At 61.2% G+C, this 23,575-nt stretch carries 19 protein-coding genes; 13 read left to right on the top strand and 6 right to left on the bottom strand.

Annotation, left to right across the window (positions count from 1 at the left end):
• Positions 1–2: 2 nt before the first annotated feature.
• From atpA to mnmL, 5 genes are all read left to right on the top strand, one after another.
• Positions 3–1,511 carry a F0F1 ATP synthase subunit alpha gene (gene atpA, locus RAK07_RS12770; protein ID WP_305733218.1) on the top strand — a complete coding sequence of 503 codons (1,509 nt, stop codon included), beginning with the start codon at positions 3–5 and terminating at the stop codon, positions 1,509–1,511.
• Positions 1,512–1,530: 19 nt separating this feature from the next.
• A complete protein-coding gene (gene atpG / locus RAK07_RS12765; RefSeq protein WP_305733217.1) occupies positions 1,531–2,403 on the top strand; it encodes an ATP synthase F1 subunit gamma in 873 nt (290 codons plus the stop codon).
• Between the two features lie 63 nt (positions 2,404–2,466).
• Complete coding sequence (atpD, locus tag RAK07_RS12760) at positions 2,467–3,882, top strand: F0F1 ATP synthase subunit beta (RefSeq protein WP_305733216.1); 1,416 nt, start codon at positions 2,467–2,469, stop codon at positions 3,880–3,882.
• Positions 3,883–3,921: 39 nt separating this feature from the next.
• Positions 3,922–4,338 (top strand): F0F1 ATP synthase subunit epsilon, encoded by a 417-nt coding sequence (locus RAK07_RS12755; RefSeq protein WP_305733215.1) that lies wholly within the window; start codon positions 3,922–3,924, stop codon positions 4,336–4,338.
• A gap of 14 nt (positions 4,339–4,352) precedes the next feature.
• Positions 4,353–5,327: a tRNA modification radical SAM protein MnmL/YtqA gene (gene mnmL, locus RAK07_RS12750; protein ID WP_309550386.1), complete on the top strand. Its 975-nt coding sequence runs from the start codon at positions 4,353–4,355 to the stop codon at positions 5,325–5,327.
• 55 nt (positions 5,328–5,382) lie between these two features.
• Here the strand turns inward: mnmL and RAK07_RS12745 are convergent, their stop codons facing one another.
• From RAK07_RS12745 to RAK07_RS12725, 5 genes are all read right to left on the bottom strand, one after another.
• Positions 5,383–5,568, bottom strand: a complete 186-nt coding sequence (locus RAK07_RS12745; protein WP_305733214.1) for a twin-arginine translocase TatA/TatE family subunit — start codon at positions 5,566–5,568, stop codon at positions 5,383–5,385.
• A 125-nt stretch (positions 5,569–5,693) separates the two neighbouring features.
• On the bottom strand, positions 5,694–7,067 hold the full coding sequence (gene dnaB / locus RAK07_RS12740) for a replicative DNA helicase (protein WP_305733213.1): 1,374 nt from the start codon (positions 7,065–7,067) through the stop codon (positions 5,694–5,696).
• A gap of 2 nt (positions 7,068–7,069) precedes the next feature.
• Positions 7,070–8,233, bottom strand: a complete 1,164-nt coding sequence (locus RAK07_RS12735) for a DegT/DnrJ/EryC1/StrS family aminotransferase (protein ID WP_305733212.1) — start codon at positions 8,231–8,233, stop codon at positions 7,070–7,072.
• Between the two features lie 20 nt (positions 8,234–8,253).
• Positions 8,254–9,981, bottom strand: a complete 1,728-nt coding sequence (locus RAK07_RS12730; protein ID WP_305733211.1) for a glycosyltransferase family 39 protein — start codon at positions 9,979–9,981, stop codon at positions 8,254–8,256.
• Between the two features lie 13 nt (positions 9,982–9,994).
• On the bottom strand, positions 9,995–11,227 hold the full coding sequence (locus RAK07_RS12725; protein WP_305733210.1) for a peptidase U32 family protein: 1,233 nt from the start codon (positions 11,225–11,227) through the stop codon (positions 9,995–9,997).
• A 162-nt stretch (positions 11,228–11,389) separates the two neighbouring features.
• On the opposite strand from RAK07_RS12725, the gene ybgF reads away from it, so the two are divergent.
• The 6 genes from ybgF (at position 11,390) to RAK07_RS12695 (ending at position 19,342) form a co-directional block, all read left to right on the top strand.
• The gene (gene ybgF / locus RAK07_RS12720) at positions 11,390–12,106 is read left to right on the top strand and encodes a tol-pal system protein YbgF (RefSeq protein ID WP_305733209.1); all 717 of its coding nucleotides are present in this window, start codon (positions 11,390–11,392) and stop codon (positions 12,104–12,106) included.
• A gap of 20 nt (positions 12,107–12,126) precedes the next feature.
• Complete coding sequence (locus tag RAK07_RS12715; protein ID WP_305733208.1) at positions 12,127–13,122, top strand: LysM peptidoglycan-binding domain-containing protein; 996 nt, start codon at positions 12,127–12,129, stop codon at positions 13,120–13,122.
• 63 nt (positions 13,123–13,185) lie between these two features.
• On the top strand, positions 13,186–14,286 hold the full coding sequence (gene dprA / locus RAK07_RS12710; protein ID WP_305733207.1) for a DNA-processing protein DprA: 1,101 nt from the start codon (positions 13,186–13,188) through the stop codon (positions 14,284–14,286).
• A gap of 14 nt (positions 14,287–14,300) precedes the next feature.
• Positions 14,301–16,577, top strand: coding sequence for a type I DNA topoisomerase (gene topA / locus RAK07_RS12705; RefSeq protein ID WP_305733206.1), 2,277 nt, complete (start codon positions 14,301–14,303; stop codon positions 16,575–16,577).
• A gap of 133 nt (positions 16,578–16,710) precedes the next feature.
• Positions 16,711–18,021: a methylenetetrahydrofolate--tRNA-(uracil(54)-C(5))-methyltransferase (FADH(2)-oxidizing) TrmFO gene (trmFO, locus tag RAK07_RS12700; protein WP_305733205.1), complete on the top strand. Its 1,311-nt coding sequence runs from the start codon at positions 16,711–16,713 to the stop codon at positions 18,019–18,021.
• A gap of 31 nt (positions 18,022–18,052) precedes the next feature.
• A complete protein-coding gene (locus RAK07_RS12695) occupies positions 18,053–19,342 on the top strand; it encodes a (Fe-S)-binding protein (protein WP_305733204.1) in 1,290 nt (429 codons plus the stop codon).
• A gap of 69 nt (positions 19,343–19,411) precedes the next feature.
• Here RAK07_RS12695 and RAK07_RS12690 read toward each other — a convergent pair whose 3' ends face one another.
• Positions 19,412–20,752 (bottom strand): MATE family efflux transporter, encoded by a 1,341-nt coding sequence (locus tag RAK07_RS12690; RefSeq protein WP_305733203.1) that lies wholly within the window; start codon positions 20,750–20,752, stop codon positions 19,412–19,414.
• A 384-nt stretch (positions 20,753–21,136) separates the two neighbouring features.
• Between RAK07_RS12690 and RAK07_RS12685 the strand changes: the two genes are divergently transcribed.
• Positions 21,137–21,703: a helix-turn-helix domain-containing protein gene (locus RAK07_RS12685; RefSeq protein ID WP_305733202.1), complete on the top strand. Its 567-nt coding sequence runs from the start codon at positions 21,137–21,139 to the stop codon at positions 21,701–21,703.
• Positions 21,704–21,815: 112 nt separating this feature from the next.
• Complete coding sequence (locus tag RAK07_RS12680) at positions 21,816–23,540, top strand: acyl-CoA carboxylase subunit beta (RefSeq protein ID WP_305733201.1); 1,725 nt, start codon at positions 21,816–21,818, stop codon at positions 23,538–23,540.
• The last annotated feature ends 35 nt before the right edge of the window (positions 23,541–23,575 follow it).

The following is a 23,575-nucleotide window of genomic DNA, read 5'->3' as shown; positions in this document are numbered from 1 at the left end:
CTATGGAACTGAGAGCCGAAGAAATCAGCGAGATCATCAGGAAGCAGATCAAAGAGTACGGTAAGGAGGTTGAAGTCTCCGAAACCGGTACCATTATCTCCATTGGTGACGGTATTGCCCGTATCCACGGCCTGGCTGGCGCCATGGCCGGCGAGCTGCTGGAGTTTCCCGGCGGCGTTTCCGGCATGGTGCTGAACCTTGAAGAGGACAACGTCGGTGCCGCCGTTCTCGGTGATTACATCGAGATCAAAGAGGGCGACTCGGTCAAGCGGACCGGCAGGATTGTGGAGGTGCCGGTGGGCGAGGCCCTGGTGGGCCGCGTGGTGAACGCCATCGGCGAGCCGATCGACGGCAAGGGTCCGATCGTTACCGAGCACTACCGCAAGGTTGAGATCAAGGCTCCCGGTATCGTCAAGCGGAAGTCGGTTCATGAACCGATGGCCACCGGCCTGAAGGCGATCGACGCCATGGTTCCGATCGGGCGCGGCCAGCGGGAGCTGATCATCGGCGACCGTCAGACCGGCAAGACCGCCGTTGCCATGGATACCATCATTAACCAGAAGGGCGGCGACGTCATCTGTATCTATGTCGCCATCGGCCAGAAGCGTTCCACGGTCGCCCAGGTGGTTTCCAAGCTGCAGGAAAACGGCGCCATGGACTACACCATCGTGGTTGCCGCCACCGCGTCCGAATCTGCCCCGCTGCAGTTCATCGCTCCCTACGCCGGCGTTACCATGGGCGAGTACTTCCGCGACAGCGCCCGTCATGCCCTGATCATCTATGACGACCTTTCCAAGCAGGCCGTTGCCTATCGTCAGCTTTCGCTTCTGCTCCGCCGTCCGCCGGGACGTGAAGCCTATCCGGGCGACGTTTTCTATCTGCACAGCCGCTTGCTGGAGCGTGCCGCCAAGCTGTCCGACGATGTCGGTGCCGGCTCCCTGACCGCACTGCCGATCATTGAGACCCAGGCCGGCGACGTGTCCGCCTACATTCCGACCAACGTCATCTCCATCACCGACGGTCAGATCTTCCTGGAGTCCGACCTGTTCTACTCCGGTGTCCGTCCGGCCATCAACGTCGGTATCTCCGTGTCCCGGGTCGGTGGTTCCGCCCAGACCAAGGCGATGAAGCAGGTTGCCGGTACCCTGCGTCTCAACTTGGCCCAGTATCGCGAAATGGCTGCCTTTGCCCAGTTCGGTTCCGACCTGGATAAGGCGACCCAGATGCAGCTGGCCCGTGGCGAGCGCCTGGTGGAGATTCTCAAGCAGCCCCAGTACCGTCCGCAATCATTCGAGAAGCAGGTTCTGATCATCTTTGCCGCCAACAACGGCTATGTGGATGACTATCCGGTTTCGGTCCTGAAGCGCTACGAGCAGGAGCTGCTGGCATTCATGGACAGCCGTGCCGCCGACGTCCTGCCGGAACTGCGCGAGAAGAAGCAGATCGACGACGGAGTCAAGGCCAAGCTGGTCAGCGCCCTTGACCAGTTCAAGAAGGAATTTACCGCTTAGGACAAGGACGGTCTGAACCATGCCAAGCCTGAAAGCCATAAAAAAGCGGATCGGTTCCGTCAAGAACACCCGCCAGATCACCAAGGCCATGAAAATGGTTTCGGCGGCCAAGCTGCGCCGGGCGCAGGAAAGCATCATTGCTGCCCGTCCCTATGCCCGCAAGCTTGAGGAGGTTCTGCAGTCCCTTGCCGGTTGCGCCGAGGGGGATCAGCATCCGCTGCTGGAAGTACGTGAAGCCAAGAAACTGCTGCTGCTGGTCGTAACCTCCGACCGCGGTCTGTGCGGCGGCTTCAACGCCAACCTCTGCAAGTCGGCCGACCGGTTCATCCGTGAGCACAAAGCGACCTACGAGCAGATCACCGTGATGACCTTGGGGCGGAAGGGGTACGAGTACCTCAAGAACCGTCACACTGTCGCCAAAAACTATCCCAACCTGATCTCCAAGCCCAATTACCAGACTGCCGCCCTGCTGGGGCAGGAGGTGATCGAGGGCTATCTTGAAGGGCAGTACGACCAGGTCATCATCCTGTACAACGCCTTCAAGACCGTCATGTCCCAGGACATCACCTTCCAGCAACTGCTGCCGGTGATACCTCCTGCGGCGGAAACGCCGACCTTGGACGAGACACCGGTTGAGTACATTTACGAGCCGTCGGTGCAGGAATTGATGAACGAGATCCTGCCCAAAAATATCGAAGTGCAGATCTTCAAGGCGATGCTGGAGTCGGTGGCTGCCGAGCACGGTGCCCGGATGACCGCCATGGACAGCGCCAGCAAGAACGCTTCGGAAATGATCGGCAAGCTGACCCTGCAGTACAACCGGGCACGGCAGGCCGCCATCACCAAGGAGCTGATGGAGATCATTTCCGGCGCCGAGTCCATCAAGGGCTAAGACGAACAAGCTATAAATCACTCAGATATGCATGGCCGACAGGCCGCAGGAGGAGCAGGTCAGATGAGCCAGAACACAGGTAAGATCACCCAGGTCATCGGCGCCGTTGTGGACGTCGAATTCGAGCCCGGCAAGCTGCCGCCGATTTACAACGCCCTGCGGGTCACCAACCCCGCCATCGACGAGCGTGAGTACAACCTGGTGCTGGAAGTTGCCCAGCATCTGGGCGAGAACGCGGTCCGTACCATCGCCATGGACTCCACCGATGGTCTCAAGCGCGGCCAGACCGTTGTCGATACCGGCAAGCAGATCTGTGCACCGGTGGGCCGCAAGACCCTGGGCCGGATCATCAACGTTATCGGTGAGCCGGTGGACGAAATGGGTCCGGTCGGCAACGAGAAGGAATACGAAATTCACCGTGACGCTCCTGCCTTCGAGGACCAGTCCACCAAGGTTGAAGCTTTCACCACCGGCATCAAGGTTGTGGACTTGTTGGCTCCCTATGCACGGGGTGGCAAGATCGGCCTGTTCGGCGGCGCCGGCGTCGGCAAGACCGTTCTGATCATGGAGCTGATCAACAACATCGCCAAGCAGCACGGTGGTTTCTCCGTATTCGCCGGCGTCGGTGAGCGGACCCGTGAAGGAAACGACCTCTGGCACGAAATGAAGGACTCCGGCGTTATCGACAAGGCAGCCTTGGTGTACGGCCAGATGAACGAGCCTCCCGGCGCCCGCGCCCGGGTTGCCCTGACTGCCCTCTCCATCGCCGAGTACTTCCGTGATGAAGAGAACCAGGATGTGCTTCTGTTCATTGACAACATTTTCCGCTTTACCCAGGCCGGCTCCGAGGTTTCGGCACTTCTGGGCCGTATCCCCTCCGCCGTGGGTTACCAGCCGACCCTGGCCACCGAGATGGGCGAGCTGCAGGAGCGGATCACCTCCACCAAGAAGGGCTCCATCACCTCGGTACAGGCCATCTACGTTCCGGCCGACGACTTGACCGACCCGGCACCGGCTACCGCCTTTGCCCACCTGGACGCCACCACGGTTCTTTCCCGTCAGATCGCCGAGCTGGGTATCTACCCGGCAGTGGACCCCCTGGACTCCACCTCGCGGATTCTCGATCCCCAGGTCATCGGCGACGAGCACTATGCCGTGGCCCGCTCGGTTCAGTACGTGCTGCAGAAGTACAAGGATCTTCAGGACATCATCGCCATCCTCGGTATGGACGAGCTATCCGAAGAGGATAAGCTGGTGGTTGCCCGTGCCCGGAAGATCCAGCGCTTCCTCTCCCAGCCGTTCCACGTTGCCGAAGCCTTCACCGGCACCCCGGGCGTCTACGTCGAGCTGAAGGACACTATCAAGGGCTTCAAGGAGATCGTTGACGGCAAGTACGACGATCTGCCGGAGCAGGCCTTCTACATGGTCGGTACCATTGAGGAAGCGATCGAGAAGGGCAAGAAGCTGGCTGCTGTCTAATCAATCACTGCCGGTCACGACCCGGCATGAGGAACAATCATGGCTGAAAAGTTGAAGCTTGAGATCGTTACCCCGTACAGCAAGGTGCTGGACGAACTGGTGGATGAAGTTACCGCCAGCGGCAAACTCGGAGAGTTCTCCGTGCTGCCGGGCCACGCCCCGTTCCTGACCTCGCTGAAAATCGGTGAGCTGTGCTTCAAGAAAGATGGCGTTGCCGCCTGCATGGCACTGAACTGGGGCTATTTCGAGGTGCGCGACGATCGGATCATCGTTCTGGTCGAGACCGCCGAGCGGTCCGACGAGATTGACCTGGAGCGGGCCAAGGCTGCCCTGGGGCGCGCCGAGGCAAAGCTGAAGGAACTGTCCCCCGAGGACAAGAACTTCAAGATTTACGAGGCAGCGCTGGAGCGGGCACTGATCCGTATGCAGGTTGCCGGCAAGGGTGTACGCAGGTAAGTTTCCCCTTGACGGTGCTCCCACGATTCGAGCACGATACCGGGAGCGGCAGCAATGCCGCTCCCTTTTTTTTGCCCATGAAACGCTATACCACTTTCAATAACGAACTGCTGCGACAGTTCGGCCAGCGAATCCAGCGGGTCTCCCTGGATGCCGGCTTCACCTGCCCCAACCGCGATGGCAGCGTAGGCCACGGCGGCTGCACTTTCTGCGGCGACCGGGGGGCTGCTGCTGTCGGTGTGCCGGTTGCACTGTCCATCGCAGAGCAGCTGGCTGACGGCAAGCGGAAAATGCAGCAAAAGTACGGCGCAGCCAAATTTCTCGCGTACTTTCAGGCTTACAGCAACACCTATGAGAACCCTGATCGACTCAGGCGTCTGTACGAGGAGGCATTGGCCGACCCGACGGTTGTGGGGCTCATCATCGGTACCCGACCGGACTGCCTGCCGCCGGCTACCCTCGACCTGCTGACGGAACTGCACGCCCGGACCTACCTCTGGCTGGAGCTGGGGATGCAGACCATGCATGATCGGACACTTTCAGCCATCAACCGCGGTCATGACCACGCCTGCCTGGAATCGGCCGTACAGAGCTGCCGGGAGCGGGGTATCCAGACCTGCGCCCACTTGGTGCTGGGGCTGCCGGGAGAGAGCAGGGAGGAGATGCTGGCATCGGTACGAGAAGTCGACCGCTTGGGGTTTTCAGGGGCTAAGTTTCACCATCTCCACATTCTCAAGGGAAGTCAGCTGGAAGTCGACTATCGGGCCGGGAAGGTTTCACTGCTGGAACGGGACGAATATATTGGGTTGGTGTGCGATGCCCTGGAGTTGCTTGATCCGCAGGTCATAATTCATCGGCTGATGGGAGATGGCCGTACCGAACTGGTGGCTCCGGAGTGGTCGCGTCGCAAGCTGGATGTCCTGAACCGGATTGACCGGGAAATGACGCGACGGGACAGCGTGCAGGGCAGCCGACGGGGTGAAGGGTGAGAGGAGTGAAGCGACGAGGTGCGGCAGCCTTGCAGAGACGCCGCACCTCGTGCGATCAGGCCTGCTTGTCGCCGTCCTTCTTGGGCTTGATTTCGATTTCGTCCTTCCCATCGGAAGCATTTTTAAAGTTTTTAATGCTTTTACCCAACGCGGCACCAATCTCCGGCAGGCGGCCCGCCCCGAACACCACCAGCACGATCACCAGAATCACAATCAGCTCCGGCATACCAAATCCGAACATACGGTTTTTCCTCCCTGAAAAGCTCATTCGTTATCATCGCTAAACGCATATTAATAAATATATTTTATGAATACTGCACTGGGCAGTGCAAAAAAGCAAGCAGAACCGGTTTGTACGCCAGCAGGTTACTGCTGTTGTCCGCGCGCCAGATTTTCGAAGCGCGTGTGCTCACCGAAAAAGGCCAGTTCAACGGTGCCGATGGGACCGTTCCGCTGTTTACCGATGATAATCTCCGCCGAACGCTCGTGGTCGGCCGTGCAACTGCCGTCTTTCTTCCGGCAGTGCTCGCAGTACACCGCCTCGCGGTAGACGAACATGATCACGTCGGCATCCTGTTCAATGGCACCCGATTCCCGCAGGTCGCTCATCATCGGCCGTTTGTCGCCACGATTTTCAAGGCTGCGGTTCAACTGGGACAGGGCCACCACCGGCACGTTCAGCTCCTTTGCCAGTGCCTTGAGTGATCGGGATATCTCGGAAATCTCCTGCTGACGGGACTCCGGATTGGGACCGCCCCGCATCAGCTGCAGGTAGTCCACGATAATCAGGCCGATGTTGTGCTCACTTTTCAGGCGCCGGGCCTTGGAGCGTAGTTCCAGCACGCTGATGGCCGGCGTGTCGTCAATGAAAATGTCAGACTTGTAGAGCATGTCGGCTGCCTTCTGCATCCGGGGCCAGTCGGTGTCCAGAAAGTTGCCGGTCCGCATCCTGCCGGCATCGACCTTGGCCAGGGAGGAGAGGAACCGCATGACCAACTGCTCCTTGCCCATTTCCAGCGAGAATATTACCGAAGGAGTGCGCTCCCGTGCCTCGGTGCTGGCATGGCTGGCAATATTCAGCGCCAGAGTCGTCTTTCCCATGGAGGGGCGGGCGGCGATGATGATCAAGTCACCGGGCTGGAAGCCGGCGGTCATATGGTCCAAGTCCACGTAGCCGGTTGCCACGCCGGTGATCGGCTCCTTTTTCTCGTACAGCGTCTGCAGCATCCGGAAAGCGTCCTTGATAACCGCCTTGACCGGGTAATACTGGGGACGCAGCTTGTTCTCCGACAGCTCGAACAGCGCCTTTTGGGCACCGTCCAGCATTTCGTTCACATCGCCCTGCTCGTCGTAACCGGCGGTAACGATGTCGGTGGCAACGGTAATCAGGCGACGTGAAAGGGCTTTTTCTTTCACAATCTTGCAATAATAGGCGATGTTGGCTGCGGTCGGCACATAATCGACCAGGGTGGTCAGGTAACCGGCTCCGCCACAGGCGTCGAGATCGCTCCGCCGCTTGAGGGCGTCGGTCAGCGTGATCAGGTCGCAGGGCTCCCGCCGATCGGAAAGTTCCAGCATGGCGGCGAATATTTTACGGTGCGCCTCACGGTAAAAGTCGGAGGGCTCCAGAATTTCCAGCACCCGGTTGATGGCGTCGTTGTCGATGAGGATGCCGCCCAGGATCGACATCTCGGCTTCAATACTCTGCGGGGGCAGCTTGTGAACGGTATCCGTCGCCATGGCTAGCTCCGGAAAGCGGTGACAACTTCGGTGACGGCAGCGATCACGTCGTGCACGTCCTGATCGGTCATGGCGGGGAAGAGTGGCAGGGAGAGAATGCGGTCCGAGGCATAACTGGCCACGGGAAGCTCGCTGTCGGCAATCCCCAGGGCGGTACGATAGCAGGTGTGATGGTGGATCGCCCGGTAATGCAGACCGGTGCCGATATTACGCTGCTTCAGTTCTGCCATGAAACCGTCACGGTCGATGGAGAGTCGTTCGGTCTTCACCAGGGGCGTATAGAGATGCCAGGCGTGACGCTGCTGATAGGGAGCATAGCGGGGCAGTACCAGTTCCGGCAGGCTGCCGAAGGCATGATTGTACTGTTCGGCGATCTGCCGCCGCCGCTCGATGAAACCGTCGAGGCGGGGCAGCTGATGAATGCCGATGGCCGCCTGGATATCCATCATGTTGTACTTGAAACCGGGCAGCATGATGTCATAGCCGGGGGTACCGCTGGCTGAAAAGCGCTTCCATGCCTCACGGCTCATGCCGTGAAACTTGAGCAGGGAGATTTCTTCGGCCAGGGCCTCGTCCGGCGTGCAGACCATGCCCCCCTCACCGGTGGTGATATTCTTGTTCGGATGAAAAGAAAAGATGGAAACCGAGTCAAAGGTGCCGACCTTGCGGCCATTGTACTCCGTGCCCACGGCGTGGGCAGCATCTTCGATGATCGTGAGGCCATGCTCCCTGGCCAGCTTGAAGAGCGGGTCCATGTCGCAAGGCTGGCCGGCAAAGTGGACGGGAATGATGGCGCGGGTCGCAGGGGTAATTTTTTTGCGCACCTGCTCGACATCAATGTTGAGGGTACCGGGCTCGATATCGGCCAGGACTGGGGTGGCCCCTGCGAGCATGATCATGCTCACGGTGGAGGCAAAGGTCATGGGGGTGGTGATGACTTCATCTCCCGCGCCGATCTTCAGGGCCAGAAGCGTCAGGTGCAGGCCGGCGGTTGCGGAACTGAGCGGCACGGCATGGGGGGCACCGATGTATGCCTTGAACTCCTCTTCAAACCGCTTCACCTTGGGGCCGGTGGTAAGCCAGCCGGAACGAAGCGAATCGACTACTTCGGCAATTTCCTCTTCACCCAGCAGCGGGGCAGAAAAGGGAAGAAACGTGGTACGCATGGCACAGGACTCCTTTGGATTCAGCGGTTGGAAAGCAGCAACAATGAGCCGTTATCCGCAAGTATGGGCGCATCGGCACCGTTTGCCAGACGATAGGCCGACTGCTGGTGGCGCGGAACGACAATCAGGGCGTGACGGTTCGATTGCCAGAGCCGCTGGAACTGGTCCTGATCCATGAACCAGTCGCGGTGATCGCCCTGCTGACTGCCAAAGGTCAGTTCGTCGTAATCACCAACGGTAACGAGACGACGACCGGTGTAGAAGTTCATTCCCTGGCGCGGACCGATCTGGGCCAGCACTGTTTCCGGTCCGGCATGACGCAGGGCCGCGGCAGCCAGGGGGCGGGCGGAGAGACGTTCGGCGCCGTAGCGGGCAAAGGCCCAGGGGAGCAGCAGTTCGAGCAGGATGCCGAAGCAGCAGAGCAGCGCCACCACCACCACCGTGGAACGGGTGCGTACGGCGATAAGGAGTAGCAGCCCCGTGCCGGCCAACAGCCCTCCCGGCACGATGGTCTTGCTGAGCGTAATCACCGGAGCGGGGCCGGAGAGCATTGTCGCCAGTTCGCGGCCAAGCTGCCCGGTGGAGTGAAGAAACGGCGGCAGCCACTCCAGCAGCGGCATGATGGCGAGGGCCCCGCCGACGCACAGCAGCAGAGAGCCCAAGAACAGCACCGCCGGCGTATGGTCGGGACGGCGGGAGTTCCAGGCCGCGCTGATGCGGTGGGACACCAGCAGTGCCAGCGGCGGAAAGACCGGCAGGATATACGGAATCAATTTTGAGCTGGAGAGCGAAAAGAACAGTATGATCACCAGCGGCCAAAGCAGGAGAAAGAGCGTACTGTCCCGGGTGGCGTGGCGGTCCCGCCAGGCCTTTGCCAAGCTCCCGGGCAGCAAGAAGGACCAGGGAAGCATGGTCAGGAGCAGCATCGGCAGAAAGAACCACACCGGCTGGCTGCGCCGGTGAATGGTGGAGGTGAAACGCTGGAAATGCTCCCTGATGAAAAAAAAGTGGGGAAACTCGGGGTTTTGCAGGGAAACGAGCACGAACCAGGGAGCGGTAACGAGCAGGAAGAGCAGTAGCCCAGAAAACCAGGGAATTTCGGCCAGAAGATGCCAGCGCCGTCCCAAGAGCAGGTACCAGAAGATGATGCCTGCCGGCAGCACGATGCCGATCAACCCTTTGGCAAGTACCGCCAGGCCGCAGCAGACGAAAAACAACCGGAAAAAGAGCTTCCGGCGCTGCTCCCGACCGTAGACCCCCAAGGCAAAGCAGAAGAGGGCCGAGGACAGGCACAGGGTTAGCAACATGTCGGTGAGAATGATGCGGGACTGGAACAGAAAGCCGGCAGTTGAGCCGAGTATAAAGGCGGCCAGCAGGCCGGTCTGGCGACCGAGAAGGCGGCAGCCGGCCCAATAGGTGAGCAGCACGGTCAACAGTCCGGACAAAGCCGAAGGCAGCCGGGCGGCGAATTCGTTCTGTCCGAACAGCTTCAGGGAGCCGGCATTCAGCCAGTAGAGCAGGGGAGGTTTCTCGAAATACTTGACATAGTTGAGCATGGGGGTGATCAGATCGCCCCGTTCGAGCATTTCACGAGGGATTTCCGCATACCGTCCCTCATCGGGATCGATCAAGGGAGCGGCGCCCAGACTGAAGCAAAACAGAAATCCGAACAGAACGGCCAGGATCAGCAGATCTCGGAGCCAGGGGGCGGTGGATTGCAGTGAATGTGCGGAGGATAGTGGTGCCATGGGTTGCCGCTCCTCAAAAAGAACTACCTGCCGCCAGGCGGAGCAGGTCACCGGCCGCGGCCTCCGGCGGCAGCGGTATCAGCACCCGCATGTTGGGATGGACGGTGTCGAGCACCTGGACGGCGGTCTCCGGATCAAGCGCACGAAGCGGGGCTGCGGTCACCGTCGCCCGCTTCATTGCCGGACCGATCAGCTCCAGGCGATCTCCGGCATGGAAACGGTTTCTGACCAGTACAACACCATCCCCGCTGTCATTTCTGCCTTCGACCGAAGCGACCAGTTGGTGGCTGCGCTGGTAACCGCCCTGGTAGGACTGCCCCACCGCGCGGGGGTCACCGAACAGAAAGCCAGTGGTATAGCCCCGGTGGCTCAGGGAGTTCAGCTCCTCCAGCCAGGCCGGGTCGGGATGCCAGGTGTCCGGATCGGCGCAAAGTGCATCAAGGGCGGCACGATAGACCCGCAGCACGCCGGCCAGGTAGTGAATCCCCTTCATGCGCCCTTCGATCTTGAGGGCGCCGACGCCGGCCCGGAGCAGCTCCGGCAGCTGCTCCAGCAGGCAGAGGTCGCGGGAGTTGAAAACAAGGGTGGTATTGTTCTCTTCCACGACCGGGTAATATTCTCCCGGCCGGGTCTCCTCAACCAGGGCGTATTTCCAGCGACAGGGCTGAGTGCAGGCCCCCTGGTTGGCGCTACGGCCGGTCATGGCGCTGGAGAGCAGGCAGCGGCCGGAGTAAGCGATGCAGAGGGCGCCGTGTACGAATACCTCGCAGGGAATGGTCAGTGCTGCGGCGGTGGTACTGATGTCCGCAAGGGTCATCTCCCGGGCGAGGTTGATGCGGCTTATCCCTTGGTCCTGCCAGAACAGGGCCGCTTCGTGGTTGATGGTGTTGGCCTGGGTGGAAAGGTGCAGCTCCCGTTCCGGAGAAATGCGACGCACCATGCGCAGCACGCCGGGATCACTGATGATGTAAGCATCGAACGGGAGGTCGGCCAGGTACTGCAGGTACTGCTCAAGCTGCGCCAGGGAGCTGTCTGGAGCATAGCTGTTGACGGTCAGGTAACAGCGGACCCCGCTGTCGTGGCACCTGCGCAGCGCTCGTGCCAGTTCCGGCAGGGAAAAATTGCCGGCACTGGTGCGCAGACCGAAGGCCGGCCCCCCCAGGTAGACGGCGTCGGCGCCGTACCTGATGGCATAGTCCAGTTTTTCCATGGTGCCGGCCGGGGCCAGCAGCTCGGGCTTTTTCACGGGGTCGCAAGCTCCGTCCGTCAGGGGGCAGTGGTTAAATGGGGCATGCTACCACAGGGGGAGCCCCCCATGCAAACGCGGAGTGTAATTCCCTGACTTTCGCTTGACAAAGCGGATTTTCTGGCGTTAATAACACGAAAGAACGCAAAAAATGGAGTGATTATGCGGTGTCCGACGATGTTGGGGCTGCTGCTGGCAGGGGGAGTGCTGCTGGGGGGCTGCGGAGCAAATGACCTGGTAGTCAAACGTCAGAGCGAGACGGAGGCGCGGGTCGAGCACCTTTTTCAGGTCCTGGGGGGGGTGGAAGGGCGACTGGGCGAACTGGCCGGACGTCTGGCATCCCTTGAGCAGCGAGAAGCTGCCCGCGACGCCGAACTGCGTGCACTGCGAGAGGCCGGCCCGTCACAGCAGCCGCGGATTCAGGCGGATGGCGCAGCGGTGGTTCCGCGCGTGGAGCTGGTGAATCCCGAGCCGGCGGTCAAGCCGCGGGACGGGGGGCCGCCGCCCGCTTATCTCAAGGCATTCGGGCTCTATAGCGCCAACAGTTTCGCCGCCGCCATTCCCGCGTTCGAGCAATTCATCCAGGAGTCCCCTGCCAGTGAGTTCGTGCCCAACGCCTGGTACTGGATCGGCGAGTGTCACTACAGCAGCTCCGATATTCCCAAGGCGCTGGTCGCATTCAGGAAGGTTGTTGACGGTTGGCCGCGCCACCCCAAAGCTGCTGATGCCCTGCTGAAAATCGGGTACAGCCATGTGGCCGCGAAACGGTTCGAGGACGCGCGCAGTGCGTTTGAGCACGTGATCAGAAGTTACCCCGGCAGTCCCGCTGCCAGCAAGGCCAGAGAACGGATGATGGCCGCAGACTTTCCGGCGAAGTAGCCGGCGCAGGCGAGGTGCGTATGGCCCGTTACATGTTGCTGTTGCTGCTGCTGGTCTGCGGGCTGGGGGGCCATGCTGCTGCGGATGACACCACAATTTATGTCATCAGGAAGGGTGATACCCTCTGGGGGCTGTCGGAGCAATTCCTCAAAGATCCCAAGTTTTGGCCCGACCTCTGGTCGAAGAACCGGCAGATCACCAACCCCCACCTGATCTATCCCGGTCAGCGGGTACGCGTGGTGGACGGCCGGCTGGAAACGGTGACGGAAGCGGTTGCCCCCAAGGCAGTTGCAGCGAAGCCGACTGTGGAACAGCCTCTCGAGGCGGTCGAGGAGCGGACCTTTACGGTGCTGGGCAACGAAGGGGGACTGCTGGAAGCGGAAGTACAGCACAGCGGGGTGATCATTGCCGGGCAGCACGGCCGGGTACTGATTGGTGAAGAAGATACGGTTTTCACCGATATCGGTACCAACCGTCAGGGCACCGAGGGGGAGCGTTACACGATCCTGCGCAGTTCCAGCGAAGTCTATCATCCTACAACCGGGGAAAAGCTGGGCAGACGGGTGGTGCCGTTGGGTTCGCTGCAGCTGGCCCGGGTGACGGAGAGCGGTTCGCGAGCCATTATCAGCAGGTCGTTCCGGGAGGTTGCCCCGGGCGACCTGCTGGTGCCCTACCATAATCTGGAGCGTCGCGAAATAGCGTTGAAGGCATCCGGCCGTCCCTTGAGCGGTATGATCGTGGAAAGCTATACCGGGAACAACGCGTTGGCGGCCGGTGACATCGTCTATCTGGACCTCGGGATCAGCCACGGCCTCGAAGAGGGCAATCTGCTCTACATCGTCCGGGATGTGAAGATCGAAAAAGGGGCGGTGGATCCGTCCCTGGTGCAGCTTCCCCATGAAGTGGTCGGGGCGGTGGTGGTGGTCAGCGTGGGAAATCGAACCTCAACGGCGCTGGTCATCAAGAGTATCGATGCCATCTTCAAAACGGACATGGTAATCAGCGCACCGCGCTGACGGCCCGGCTGCGTCGACCATCGGCCGGCTTTCTGCCGGCCTTTGTTTTTCCGGAGTCCCCACATGGATACCTTTTCATGGATTGCATTGCGGGCGGCCGATGGAGTCGGGCCGGTACTGTTCCGGCGCCTGCTGGAGCGCTTTGAGACGCCGGCGCGGGCCCTTGCCGCTTCACCTTCTGAGCTGCTTACGGTGCGGGGGATGAGTGAGGCAGTCTGCGGATCCATTCGCAGCGACGCCTGTCGCCGTTTTGCCGAGGAAGAATGCCGACGGCTGGAACGCACGGGAGTCCGCCTGCTCACCTTTCTGGACGCCGCCTATCCCCGTCGCCTGTTTGAGATCGGCGATCCGCCGCCGCTACTGTATCTGCGCGGGATGACTCCACTCTGGGAGCCGGCGGTGGCGGTGGTCGGCTCCCGGCGGGCAAGCCGGGGCGGGCTGATGGCTGCCGAGCAGCTTTCCGCACAGCTTGCAGCTCTGGGGGTACGGGTGGTGTCCGGACTGGCTCGCGGCATTGATACCGCTGCCCACCGGGGGGCGCTGCAGGGGGGCGGCGTCACCGTTGCGGTGCTGGGCTGCGGGGTGGATGTGCAGTATCCGCCGGAGAACCGGGAACTGGCCGACCGGATTGCGGCGTCGGGCTGCATCATCTCCGAGTTTCCCCTGGGCACCCAACCATTGGCCGAGCACTTCCCCCGCCGCAACCGGATCATCAGCGGCCTCTGCCGGGGGGTGCTGGTGGTGGAGGCGGCCGAACAGAGCGGCTCCCTGATCACGGCCCGCTACGCGCTGGACCAGGGGCGGGAGGTCATGGCGGTGCCGGGACCGATCAATACCCGCTCCTGCCGGGGAAGTAACCGTCTGATCAAGCAGGGGGCCCAGCTGGTGGACTGCGTGGAGGATATTCTGGATGCCCTTGCGTTGGGACCGTTGCCGGTTGGCGGTCAGGCATCCCTGTTCAGTGATGCGTCTCAGGGCGTTCCGTCGTCCCTGACCCCGCGAGAGGCGGCTCTGTATGAACTGGTGGCCCAAGGTCCGCGGCATCTGGACGAAATAACCGCTGCTCTTGAATTGACGGCCGGGGAGGTTTCGGCTATGGTTCTTGGCCTTGAACTGAAAGGTCTGCTGGTCCAGCTCCCCGGTTCTTTTTATTCCATAGCGTAAGGATTGCTGATCATATGGCGCACAACCTCGTCATCGTCGAGTCTCCGGCCAAGGCCAAGACCATCGAAAAGTTTCTCGGCCCCGGCTACACGGTCATGGCCTCTTTCGGCCACGTCCGGGCCCTGCCCAGCAAGCAGGGCTCCGTTGACACGGCCAACGATTTTGAACCCAAGTACCATGTTTTGCCGGAGAGCAAAAAGCATGTCGATGCCATCAAGAAGGCGCTGAAAGGTGCCGACCGCCTGCTGCTCGCCACTGACCCCGACCGTGAAGGGGAGGCCATCTCCTGGCACCTGCTGGCAGCCCTGGGGCTGGATAAAAAAGGGGGCATTCCGGTCCAGCGGGTGGTGTTCCACGAAATCACCAAAGAAGCCATCCTGCAGGCGGTCAGTCATCCCCGTGCCATTGCCGGCGATCTGGTGGATGCCCAGCAGGCCCGCTCCATCCTGGACTATCTGGTCGGTTTCAACCTTTCTCCCTTTCTCTGGAAAAAGATCCGTTACGGCCTCTCCGCCGGGCGGGTACAGTCCGTGGCGCTGCGCCTGGTTTGCGAGCGGGAAAAGGAGATCGCCGCCTTTACGGAGCAGGAGTACTGGACCATTGCCGCCAACCTTGAGAAAACAGGGGGGCAGGGTTTCAAAGCCTCACTGGTTGCCGTTGATGGCCGGAAGCTGGGTAAGTTCGACATCCCCGACGCCGCTGCCGCCGGAAAGCTCAAGACAGCCATTGCCGCAGGCCGGGCAGCGGTGGCCGCCGTTACCCGCAAGGAGACCCGGCGTAACCCGTCCCCACCCTTCACCACCTCCACCCTGCAGCAGGAAGCATCGCGCAAGTTGGGATTCTCGGCCAAGAAGACCATGTCCACGGCCCAGAAACTGTACGAAGGGGTGGCCATTGGCGAGGACGGTACCGTGGGTCTGATCACCTACATGCGTACCGACAGCGTCAACCTCTCCGCCCAGGCGCTGAAAGAGGCCAAAGAGGTCATCACCGCCGCCTACGGCAAGGAATATGCCCTGGCAAAGCCGCGGCACTACAAGAACAAATCCAAGAACGCCCAGGAAGCCCACGAGGCGATCCGTCCCACCTACCTGGACAAGACCCCGGTCTCTTTGAAGAAATTTTTGACCCCGGACCAGTACCGCCTGTACGAACTGATCTGGAAGCGGACCATCGCCTGCCAGATGGCCGAGGCGCTGCTGGATCAGACCTCGGTGGATATCGCGGTCACCGGCACCGCCAAAGACGGCTACACATTGCGGGCCACCGGTTCGGTGATCCGGTTCCCCGGTTTCATGAAACTGTACATTGAAGGGGTGGACGACCAGGACGAGGAAAAGGAAGGGACCCTGCCGCTGTTGGAGGAGGGGGAGGCGCTCAAACTGCTGGAGGTGCTGCCGGAGCAGCATTTCACCCAGCCACCCCCCCGTTACACAGAAGCCACCTTGGTCAAGACCCTGGAGGAGTACGGCATCGGCCGTCCCTCCACCTACGCCAGCATCATGAACACCCTGGTGGAGCGCAAGTACTGCCGCCTGGACAAGAAACGGTTCGTACCGGAGGATGTGGGGATGGTGGTCAACGACCTGCTCACCGCCCACTTCCCCCGCTACGTCGACTACAACTTCACCGCCGGTCTGGAGGAGGAGCTTGATCAGGTTTCCCGGGGGGAAAAGCAGTGGAAGCCGCTTTTGCGGGAGTTCTGGACCCCGTTCATCTCCCTGCTCAAGCAGAAGGAGGCGGAGGTCAAGAAGGATGATCTGACCACCGAAACCATCGACGAAGCCTGCCCCGAGTGCGGCAAGCCGCTGGCGGTCAAGCTGGGCAAGCGGGGCAAGTTCATCGCCTGCACCGGTTTCAAGGAAGGGTGCACGTACACCCGTAATCTTGAGAATACCAACGCTGAAGAGGCTGCCGAGCCGGAAGTCTCTGATGAAAAATGCGATAAATGCGGCCAGCCGATGCTGATCAAGTCCGGCCGCTACGGCAAGTACCTGGCCTGCTCCGGCTACCCGGCCTGCAAGAACATCCAGCCCCTCAACAAACCCAAGGGGACCGGGGTCACCTGCCCCGAGTGCAAAGAGGGGGAGCTCACCGAGAAAAAATCCCGGTACGGCAAGATGTTCTACTCCTGCAACCGCTATCCCCAGTGTAAATTCGCCCTCTGGGATCCGCCGGTCACCCAGCCCTGCCCGAAGTGCGGCTTCCCGGTGCTGGTGAAGAAGGTTTACAAGAAAAAGGGCGAGTTCCTGAAATGCCCGAAAGAAGGCTGCGACTGGACCTCGGCGTAGCGGTTTCGCCGCAGGTCCGTCTGCTTCGTTGCATTTGTCGTCCGGCACCCGGCGTACTGCTCGTACGCCGTCGTGCCGGATTTTTTCGTGCGCCTGGCATCTGGAGCCTGCAGCTATGCCGGAGAATCTGTGTATGAGTGATCACATAACCATTATCGGCGCCGGTCTGGCCGGGTGCGAGGCGGCCTGGCAGCTGGCCGGACAGGGTGTTCAGGTCCGGCTGTACGAGATGAAACCGCACCGGTTCTCCGCGGCCCACAGCTCCCCCGGTCTTGCTGAGCTTGTCTGTTCCAACTCCCTGCGGGGGGCCGACCTTGCCAATGCCGTGGGGCTGCTCAAGGAGGAACTGCGGCGTTGCGCATCGCTCGTCATGCAGGCGGCCGATGCCACCCGTGTTCCCGCCGGCGGCGCCCTGGCTGTTGATCGGGGGCAATTCTCCGCCTATATCACTGAAAAAATCGCCAGCCACCCGCTGATTGAGCTGGTCCGGGAAGAGATCGTGGAGCTTCCGGCTGACGGCCTGGTGATCGTTGCTTCCGGCCCCCTGACCAGTGACGACCTGGCAGCCCGCCTTGCCCGTCTTACCGGCGACCGGCTCTATTTTTACGATGCCGTTGCCCCGATCGTCACCGCCGAATCCCTGGATCACTCAAAAATCTACGCCGCTTCCCGCTACGGCAAGGGGGATGGTGACGATTATCTTAACTGCCCCTTGAATCAGCCGGAGTACGAGGCGTTTCTGGCGGCACTCCGCAGCGCCGAGAAGGTGGCACCCCGCGAATTCGAAAAGGTGGTCCACTTTGAAGGGTGCATGCCGATCGAGGAGATGGCGGCCCGGGGGGACGATACCCTGCGCTTCGGCCCGATGAAGCCGGTGGGATTGCCGGACCCCGCCACCGGTGAAGAACCGTGGGCCGTGGTGCAGTTGCGGAGCGAGAACCGTGAAAAGACGCTGTACAATCTGGTGGGGTTCCAGACCAAGATGACCTGGCCGGAACAGCGCCGGGTGCTGCGGATGATTCCCGGCCTGGAACGAGCCGACTTCGCCCGGCTGGGGGTGATGCATCGCAACACCTTCATCAATGCCCCGCAACTCCTGCTGCCGACCCAGCAACTGCGGACAGAGCCCCGTCTGATTTTTTCCGGTCAGATCACCGGCGTCGAAGGGTATGTGGAGTCGGCGGCCAGCGGTTTTCTGGCCGGCCTGACCGCCGCTGCCCTGGCGAGGGGGAGCGAACCGCCGCTTCCCCCCCGCGAAACCGCCCTGGGGGCGCTGATCCATCACCTTACCGCTTCGGATTCCCGCCATTTCCAGCCGATGAACGTCAACTACGGCCTGTTTCCTCCACTGGAGGGACGCATCAAGAAAAAGGACCGCAAGCCGCTGCTGGCGGAGCGGGCGCTGGCCGCACTGGACAAGTGGCGCGCTGAAGCGCTAAGCTGAAAGAAAAACGTCGGACAAAGAGGAAAAGCCAATGTCGGACCATACCGACGACCCCCTCAAGAGGGTCGAAGAACAGTTGAAGAAATGCGTGAAGTGCGGTGCCTGCCGGGCCAACTGTCCCGCCTTTACCGCCTTTCAGCGGGAGCCGGCCGTGGCGCGGGGCAAGATCGCCCTGGCCCAGCACCTGCTGAAGGACGATATCGACCTGGACGAGCAGACCTACCAGGCCATGTCCAAATGTCTGCTCTGCGGCAGTTGCGTGGAGAAGTGCCCCAACGAGGTTCCCACCGACGAGATCGTGATTGCGGCGCGGGAGGCCCTGGCCAAGAAGCGGGGGCTCACCACCTTTCACACGGCTGTGGGGCAGGTGATCCAGAGCCGCACCCGGATGAAGCTGGGGGCCAAGGCCGCTGCACTGCTGGGGCCGCTTTTCTTCAAGAAGGTGCCGGAGACCTCGGGGCTCAGGCTCCGCTTTCCGCTCCCGTTCGTGGGGAACCAGCGCTATATCCCGGCCATTGCCAAGACGCCCTTCATGGAGCGCTACCCGGAAGTGATCGAGGGGGAACCGGGCAAACCGCGTATCGTTTTTTTCGTCGGCTGCATGACCAACTTCGTCTACCCCCGGGTGGGGGCGGCGACGGTGGCCCTGTTTCGCCACCTGGGCTGTACCGTCATCATCCCGAAGGAGCAGCAATGCTGCGGCTTGCCGGGCATGTCCGGCGGCGACATCGGCACGGTTCGGGAACTGGCGGAGAAGAACCTGGCGGCCCTGGAGCGGTTCGAGGCCGATTACGTGATGAGCGCCTGCGCCACCTGCGGCGGTGCCCTGCACCGGCTCTATCCCCTGGTGGTGGGCAAGCGCCATCCGGAGCTTAAGGAGCGGCTGGACCGGCTGGCGAAAAAGACCGTGGATGCGGCCCAGTTGCTGAAGCAGTTGGGGCTCGATCCGGCTGAGACCGGTGCCGGCAGCAGCGGCAGGGTGACCTACCACGATCCCTGCCACCTGCGGACCCGCAAGCTGACCGCCCAACCCCGGGATTTGATCAAAGCAACGCCGGGGCTGGAGCTGGTGGAGATGGAGGGGGCGGACCGCTGCTGCGGTCTGGGCGGTACCTTCAACGTCTACCATTACGGCTCGTCCATGACGATCAACGAGGCCAAGAGCGCGGCCATCGTCGCCACCGGGGCCGATGCCGTGGCCACCGGCTGTCCCGGTTGCATGATGCAGCTGGACGACGGCCTCAAACAGCACGGTTCCGCGGTGGAGGTGGTACACACGGTGGAGCTTCTGGCTCGACGGTTGCTGGCAAAGGAAGAATGAGCAGCGGCAGCAGTCTGCGGTGACAGGCTGCCGCTTGTGTATGGCGTGTACGTCCTCCGGCTGGGGTGTTCAGGATGATGGCCCCTGCAGTACGGTGACCCTGCGCCAGGCACCGCTCCTGAAACGGATCGACCAAACCGTTGCCGTTGCGAAGACGAACAGCGTGGCCAGGGTCCACTCCGCCACCAGACTCGGCATCAGCCGGTCGAGCAGCCAAAGCAGCGTCAGAAACAGGCAGGAGGCAATGAAGAAGGCCCGGGCAACCCAGCGGGTTTCTCCCGCCGCGGCCAGAACGCAGCCGATCACCACGTTGGCGGCATCGAACAGGCAGTACAGCGCGACGAAACGCATGGTCAGGACACCTACTTCCACAATCTGCGCAGATTCCGGACCGGTGCCGGCAAATGCTGCGACGAGGGGGGCAGGGACGCAGGCAAACAGAAGTGCCATGGCCAGCATCCAGAGTTCGCAGAGGGCCAACGACTGCCAGGCGATGGCCGGCACATCGTTGTCCCGGCCGGAACCGCGGGCGTGTCCCACCAGGATGCCAGCTGCCTGACCGAGCCCCAGGGCAGGAAAAAAGGCAGTGCCGTTGATCCGGAAGGCGATGCTGGAAGCGGCCAGTTCAACGGTCCCCAGCCGCCCCACTGCCACCAGGAAGAGGGTCCAGGCGGTCAGTTCCCCGCTGATCCGCAGTCCCAACGGGACGGCCAGAGAGAGGAAGTGACGGAGTTGTGGCCAGTCGAAGCAGCGGGCTGCCCGGTCCGTAAAGCCGCCGGTTCTGGCAAACAACAGTAGGTAGAGCAGCGTGGCCACCAGTTGAGCGCTGACGGTGGCAAGAGCCGCCCCGGCGATCCCCAGGCGCGGCAGGCCCCATTCGCCCAGGACGAGTCCCCACGCCAGCAGGGCATTGATGATAAGTGAGATAAAGGTAACCCCGGTAACGATGACGGCACGTCCGGTACCGGAAAGCCAGCCCCCCAGGGCTGCGCACAATGCCGGCAAGAGTGAACCGGCCATGCATATCTGGAAATAGATTTTTTCGTCCTGTGCAACCTGTGCCTCATGGCCTGCCAGCAGGAACAGGTGTGCAACCGGCCAGGTCAGCGCCAGGGCTGCGATGCCTGAGATTACGGCGGTATGGATGCCGAGCCAGACTGCTTTGCGCACCCCGGCCCTGTCTCCGCGCCCATGGTTGTGAGCCACGAAGGTGCCGGCATACCCTGCGGTGCCGAAGACAAACCCCTGAAACAGGATCACCGCCATGCTCGCCGGTCCCATTGCCGCCACTGCCGTGCTGGAATGGTACGACAGCACCAGGGCATCGATGATCTGCATGATGGTAATTGCAGAGGAGGAAAGAATCATGGGGCCGGCCAGTTTCAGCAGGGGGGAGATATGGGTGAACATAGTAGGTGGTCTCTGGAGCGAATGCGGGTGACAGGTGTGGAGTTGAAGTCCCGGCATGGCGGGCGGTTCGGTCGGGGCGAGAGAGCGTCTATCCGTCTGCGTCCTGCAGTCGGGGTGCAGCTACTGTAATCCCGCCGCCGGCGGCTGTCAACAGGGGGGCAGATTTACCGGCGCCGGGGAGTGGTGCTGCCCATGAGCGCACCCCTATGGAACGAAACAAGTTTTCTGTTTGTTGTGTCTGGGATTTTAATTTTAATAAAAATACAACAGTTTTACTGTTTGTGTGCTCTTTGTTGGGAATAAAACTATTTTATTGACAATATAATTGGTTTTGTATACAACCGCCGGACCAAAACAGGTTTATATTTCGGTGGATTAAGCCTTATGAGCAGTGAGTTCAACATCGGGGCGAAAATAAAAAAACTGCGTCTGGCCAAGAAGCTGACGCTGCAGGCGGTGGCACGGGAAACCGGCTTTTCACCGGCCCTGATTTCGCAGATTGAAAACAACAACGTCTCTCCCCCCATTGCGACCCTTTCCAAGATCGCACGGTTTTTCGATGTGAAGATCAGTCACTTCTTTGCTGAAGAGGAAGAAGAGTGCCGGTACGAAATCGTCCGTGCCGACGAGCGCAAGCTGATGCCGCGGGTTATTTCCCGGGCCGGCACCAGCCAGGGGTACTCCTATGAATCCCTTTCCTGGCGCAAGCAGAACAAAAAGATGGAGCCGTTTCTGCTGTCGGTTACGGAGAAGGCATCGGAGGAGAATACGTACAGTCATGATGGTGAAGAATTTCTGTTCATCATGAAGGGAAAAGCCGAGCTGCTGCTTGAGGACGAACGGTTCGAGCTGGACGAGGGAGACTGCGTCTATTTCGATTCCAACCTGCGGCACCGGTTACTCTCCCGCGACGCGTCCGACGTACAGGTGTTGGCCGTGGTTGCACGCTGAGGTGGCATCCTGCCAAGACGTTCATCAAACATTCGCACCTATTCAATGCTGTGCTCCGTGTAGTGACCATACAAAGTGTAGTGACCATAATCAATGAAGAGGAAGGCGGCGTATGTCCAAGCAAGCGATCAAACCAGTGTTGAGCAATCCTTTTGATCCGCCCGAGAAGGTCGAATTCACGATTCCCGGCGAGATCTCCAAAACCACCGGCCCCTACGAAGAATCGATGAAGGAAGGGTACGAGCTGGTCCAGCGGCCGATCAAGTCGGTCAAGATCGAGCAGATCGAAAAACAGCACTTCAAAAAGCGGATGACGGTCTGGGAGCGTCTGAAGGTGCTCTCCAGCCAGGCCCCCAACGTGCTGTACCAGAACTGGGGCAAGAATCTGGACGGTGCTTCGCTGGTTACCGCCATCCTCAACATCGGCGGCCGCGACGTGGCGGTCTACGGCCATGACTTCACGGTGCGGGCCGGCTCCATCGACGCCACCAACGGCAACAAGCTGGCCCGTCTCTTCAACTTGGCCGGTGAAAAAGGGATTCCGGTCATCGGCATGAACGACTCCGCCGGGGCCTTTGTGCCGGCCGGTGTCGGCGGTCTGGACGGCTATGCCGAGGCGTTCACCGCGCTGCGCAAAATCAGCGGCGTGGTTCCCTCCATCATGTGCATGTTCGGCTTCAACGCCGGCGGCGGCTCCTACCTGCCCCGTCAGGGCAGCTTCGTGATCCAGCCCAACGACACCTTCTTCGGGCTCACCGGCCCCGGCGTGGTCAAGTCGGTCCTGGGTGAGGACGTGACCCCCGAAGAGCTGGGGGGACCCAAGGTCCACGGCAAGTCCGGCGTGGCCGACCTGACCGTCAATGACGAAGTTGCCGCCCTGCGCACGGCGGTGCGGCTGCTCTCCTACATCCCGGACAACAACTTCACCGCGGCTCCCTACCAGGAGACCAGCGACCCGCTGGACCGCAAGACCTGGGAGATCAACACCCTGCTGAAGAAGGCGTTCAACTCCCCCACCGGCTTCAACACACCGTTCGACGTCTCCATCATCATTCAGCAGATCTGTGACCATGGGGATTACTTCGAGCTGCAGCCGGAGCGGGCCAGGGAAGTGGTCACCGCCTTCGGCCGCCTCGGCGGGAACGTGGTCGGCTTCGTGGCCAACAACTCCGCCGTGGCTTCCGGCCAGATCGACTGCGACTCGGCGGTCAAGATCGCACGCTTTGTCCGCTTCTGCAACATCTACAACATTCCGATCATTTTCATGGAAGACACCACCGGCTTCCTGCCGGGCCGGGAGCAGGAAGCCCGCGGTATCGTGCAGGCCGGCCGCTCCATGCTGGACTCCATCGTCGATGTCCGTACCCCCCGTATTCTGCTGATTCTGCGGAACGCTTTCGGTGGCGCCTACGCCTCCTACAACAACTATCCCACCGGTGCCGACCTGGTGCTGGCGCTGCCCACCACCCGTCTGGCGGTGATGGGGCCGGCCGGCAAGGAGTTCGTCTACAAGGATGAGCTGCGCAAGGTGCGCGCTACCGCGGCCGACATGGTCAAAAAGGGAACCGAGGAGCGGGTCGCCGCAGGTCAGGACGGTGCTGCCGCCAAGAAGGATGCGGAGAAAGAAGCCGCTGAATGGCTGCGGGGCCAGGAAGCCGCCCTGAACCAGCGGTACGAAAAAGAGTTGATGAACCCGAAGGAAGGCCTTGCCCTGGGCTCCATCTCCTCGATTGTCATGCCGACCGACCTGCGTAAGGTGCTGGGTGAGAACATGAACTTCCTGCTCAGGCACTACAAGCCGGGCCCGATGATGGGGCCGCAGCGCGAATTCCACTAACCAGAACTGTTAACGACTTGACGATTCGGAGATAA

It is taken from the genome of Trichlorobacter ammonificans, from assembly GCF_933509905.1.
Classification (GTDB): domain Bacteria; phylum Desulfobacterota; class Desulfuromonadia; order Geobacterales; family Pseudopelobacteraceae; genus Trichlorobacter; species Trichlorobacter ammonificans.
Note: the sequence above shows the minus strand (reverse complement) of the source record. Positions and strands in the feature narration are given on the sequence as shown.

What these genes read in the sequence shown, in the direction of transcription:
- RAK07_RS12695 (WP_305733204.1), top strand. Translation starts at nt 18,053, where the DNA reads ATGTCGGACCATACCGACGACCCCCTCAAGAGGGTCGAAGAACAGTTG.
- topA (WP_305733206.1), top strand. Translation starts at nt 14,301, where the DNA reads ATGGCGCACAACCTCGTCATCGTCGAGTCTCCGGCCAAGGCCAAGACC.
- RAK07_RS12680 (WP_305733201.1), top strand. Translation starts at nt 21,816, where the DNA reads ATGTCCAAGCAAGCGATCAAACCAGTGTTGAGCAATCCTTTTGATCCG.
- ybgF (WP_305733209.1), top strand. Translation starts at nt 11,390, where the DNA reads ATGCGGTGTCCGACGATGTTGGGGCTGCTGCTGGCAGGGGGAGTGCTG.
- trmFO (WP_305733205.1), top strand. Translation starts at nt 16,711, where the DNA reads ATGAGTGATCACATAACCATTATCGGCGCCGGTCTGGCCGGGTGCGAG.
- dnaB (WP_305733213.1), bottom strand. Translation starts at nt 7,067, where the DNA reads ATGGCGACGGATACCGTTCACAAGCTGCCCCCGCAGAGTATTGAAGCC.
- RAK07_RS12755 (WP_305733215.1), top strand. Translation starts at nt 3,922, where the DNA reads ATGGCTGAAAAGTTGAAGCTTGAGATCGTTACCCCGTACAGCAAGGTG.
- RAK07_RS12685 (WP_305733202.1), top strand. Translation starts at nt 21,137, where the DNA reads ATGAGCAGTGAGTTCAACATCGGGGCGAAAATAAAAAAACTGCGTCTG.
- atpA (WP_305733218.1), top strand. Translation starts at nt 3, where the DNA reads ATGGAACTGAGAGCCGAAGAAATCAGCGAGATCATCAGGAAGCAGATC.
- atpG (WP_305733217.1), top strand. Translation starts at nt 1,531, where the DNA reads ATGCCAAGCCTGAAAGCCATAAAAAAGCGGATCGGTTCCGTCAAGAAC.
- RAK07_RS12690 (WP_305733203.1), bottom strand. Translation starts at nt 20,752, where the DNA reads ATGTTCACCCATATCTCCCCCCTGCTGAAACTGGCCGGCCCCATGATT.
- RAK07_RS12715 (WP_305733208.1), top strand. Translation starts at nt 12,127, where the DNA reads ATGGCCCGTTACATGTTGCTGTTGCTGCTGCTGGTCTGCGGGCTGGGG.
- RAK07_RS12735 (WP_305733212.1), bottom strand. Translation starts at nt 8,233, where the DNA reads ATGCGTACCACGTTTCTTCCCTTTTCTGCCCCGCTGCTGGGTGAAGAG.
- atpD (WP_305733216.1), top strand. Translation starts at nt 2,467, where the DNA reads ATGAGCCAGAACACAGGTAAGATCACCCAGGTCATCGGCGCCGTTGTG.
- RAK07_RS12745 (WP_305733214.1), bottom strand. Translation starts at nt 5,568, where the DNA reads ATGTTCGGATTTGGTATGCCGGAGCTGATTGTGATTCTGGTGATCGTG.
- RAK07_RS12730 (WP_305733211.1), bottom strand. Translation starts at nt 9,981, where the DNA reads ATGGCACCACTATCCTCCGCACATTCACTGCAATCCACCGCCCCCTGG.
- dprA (WP_305733207.1), top strand. Translation starts at nt 13,186, where the DNA reads ATGGATACCTTTTCATGGATTGCATTGCGGGCGGCCGATGGAGTCGGG.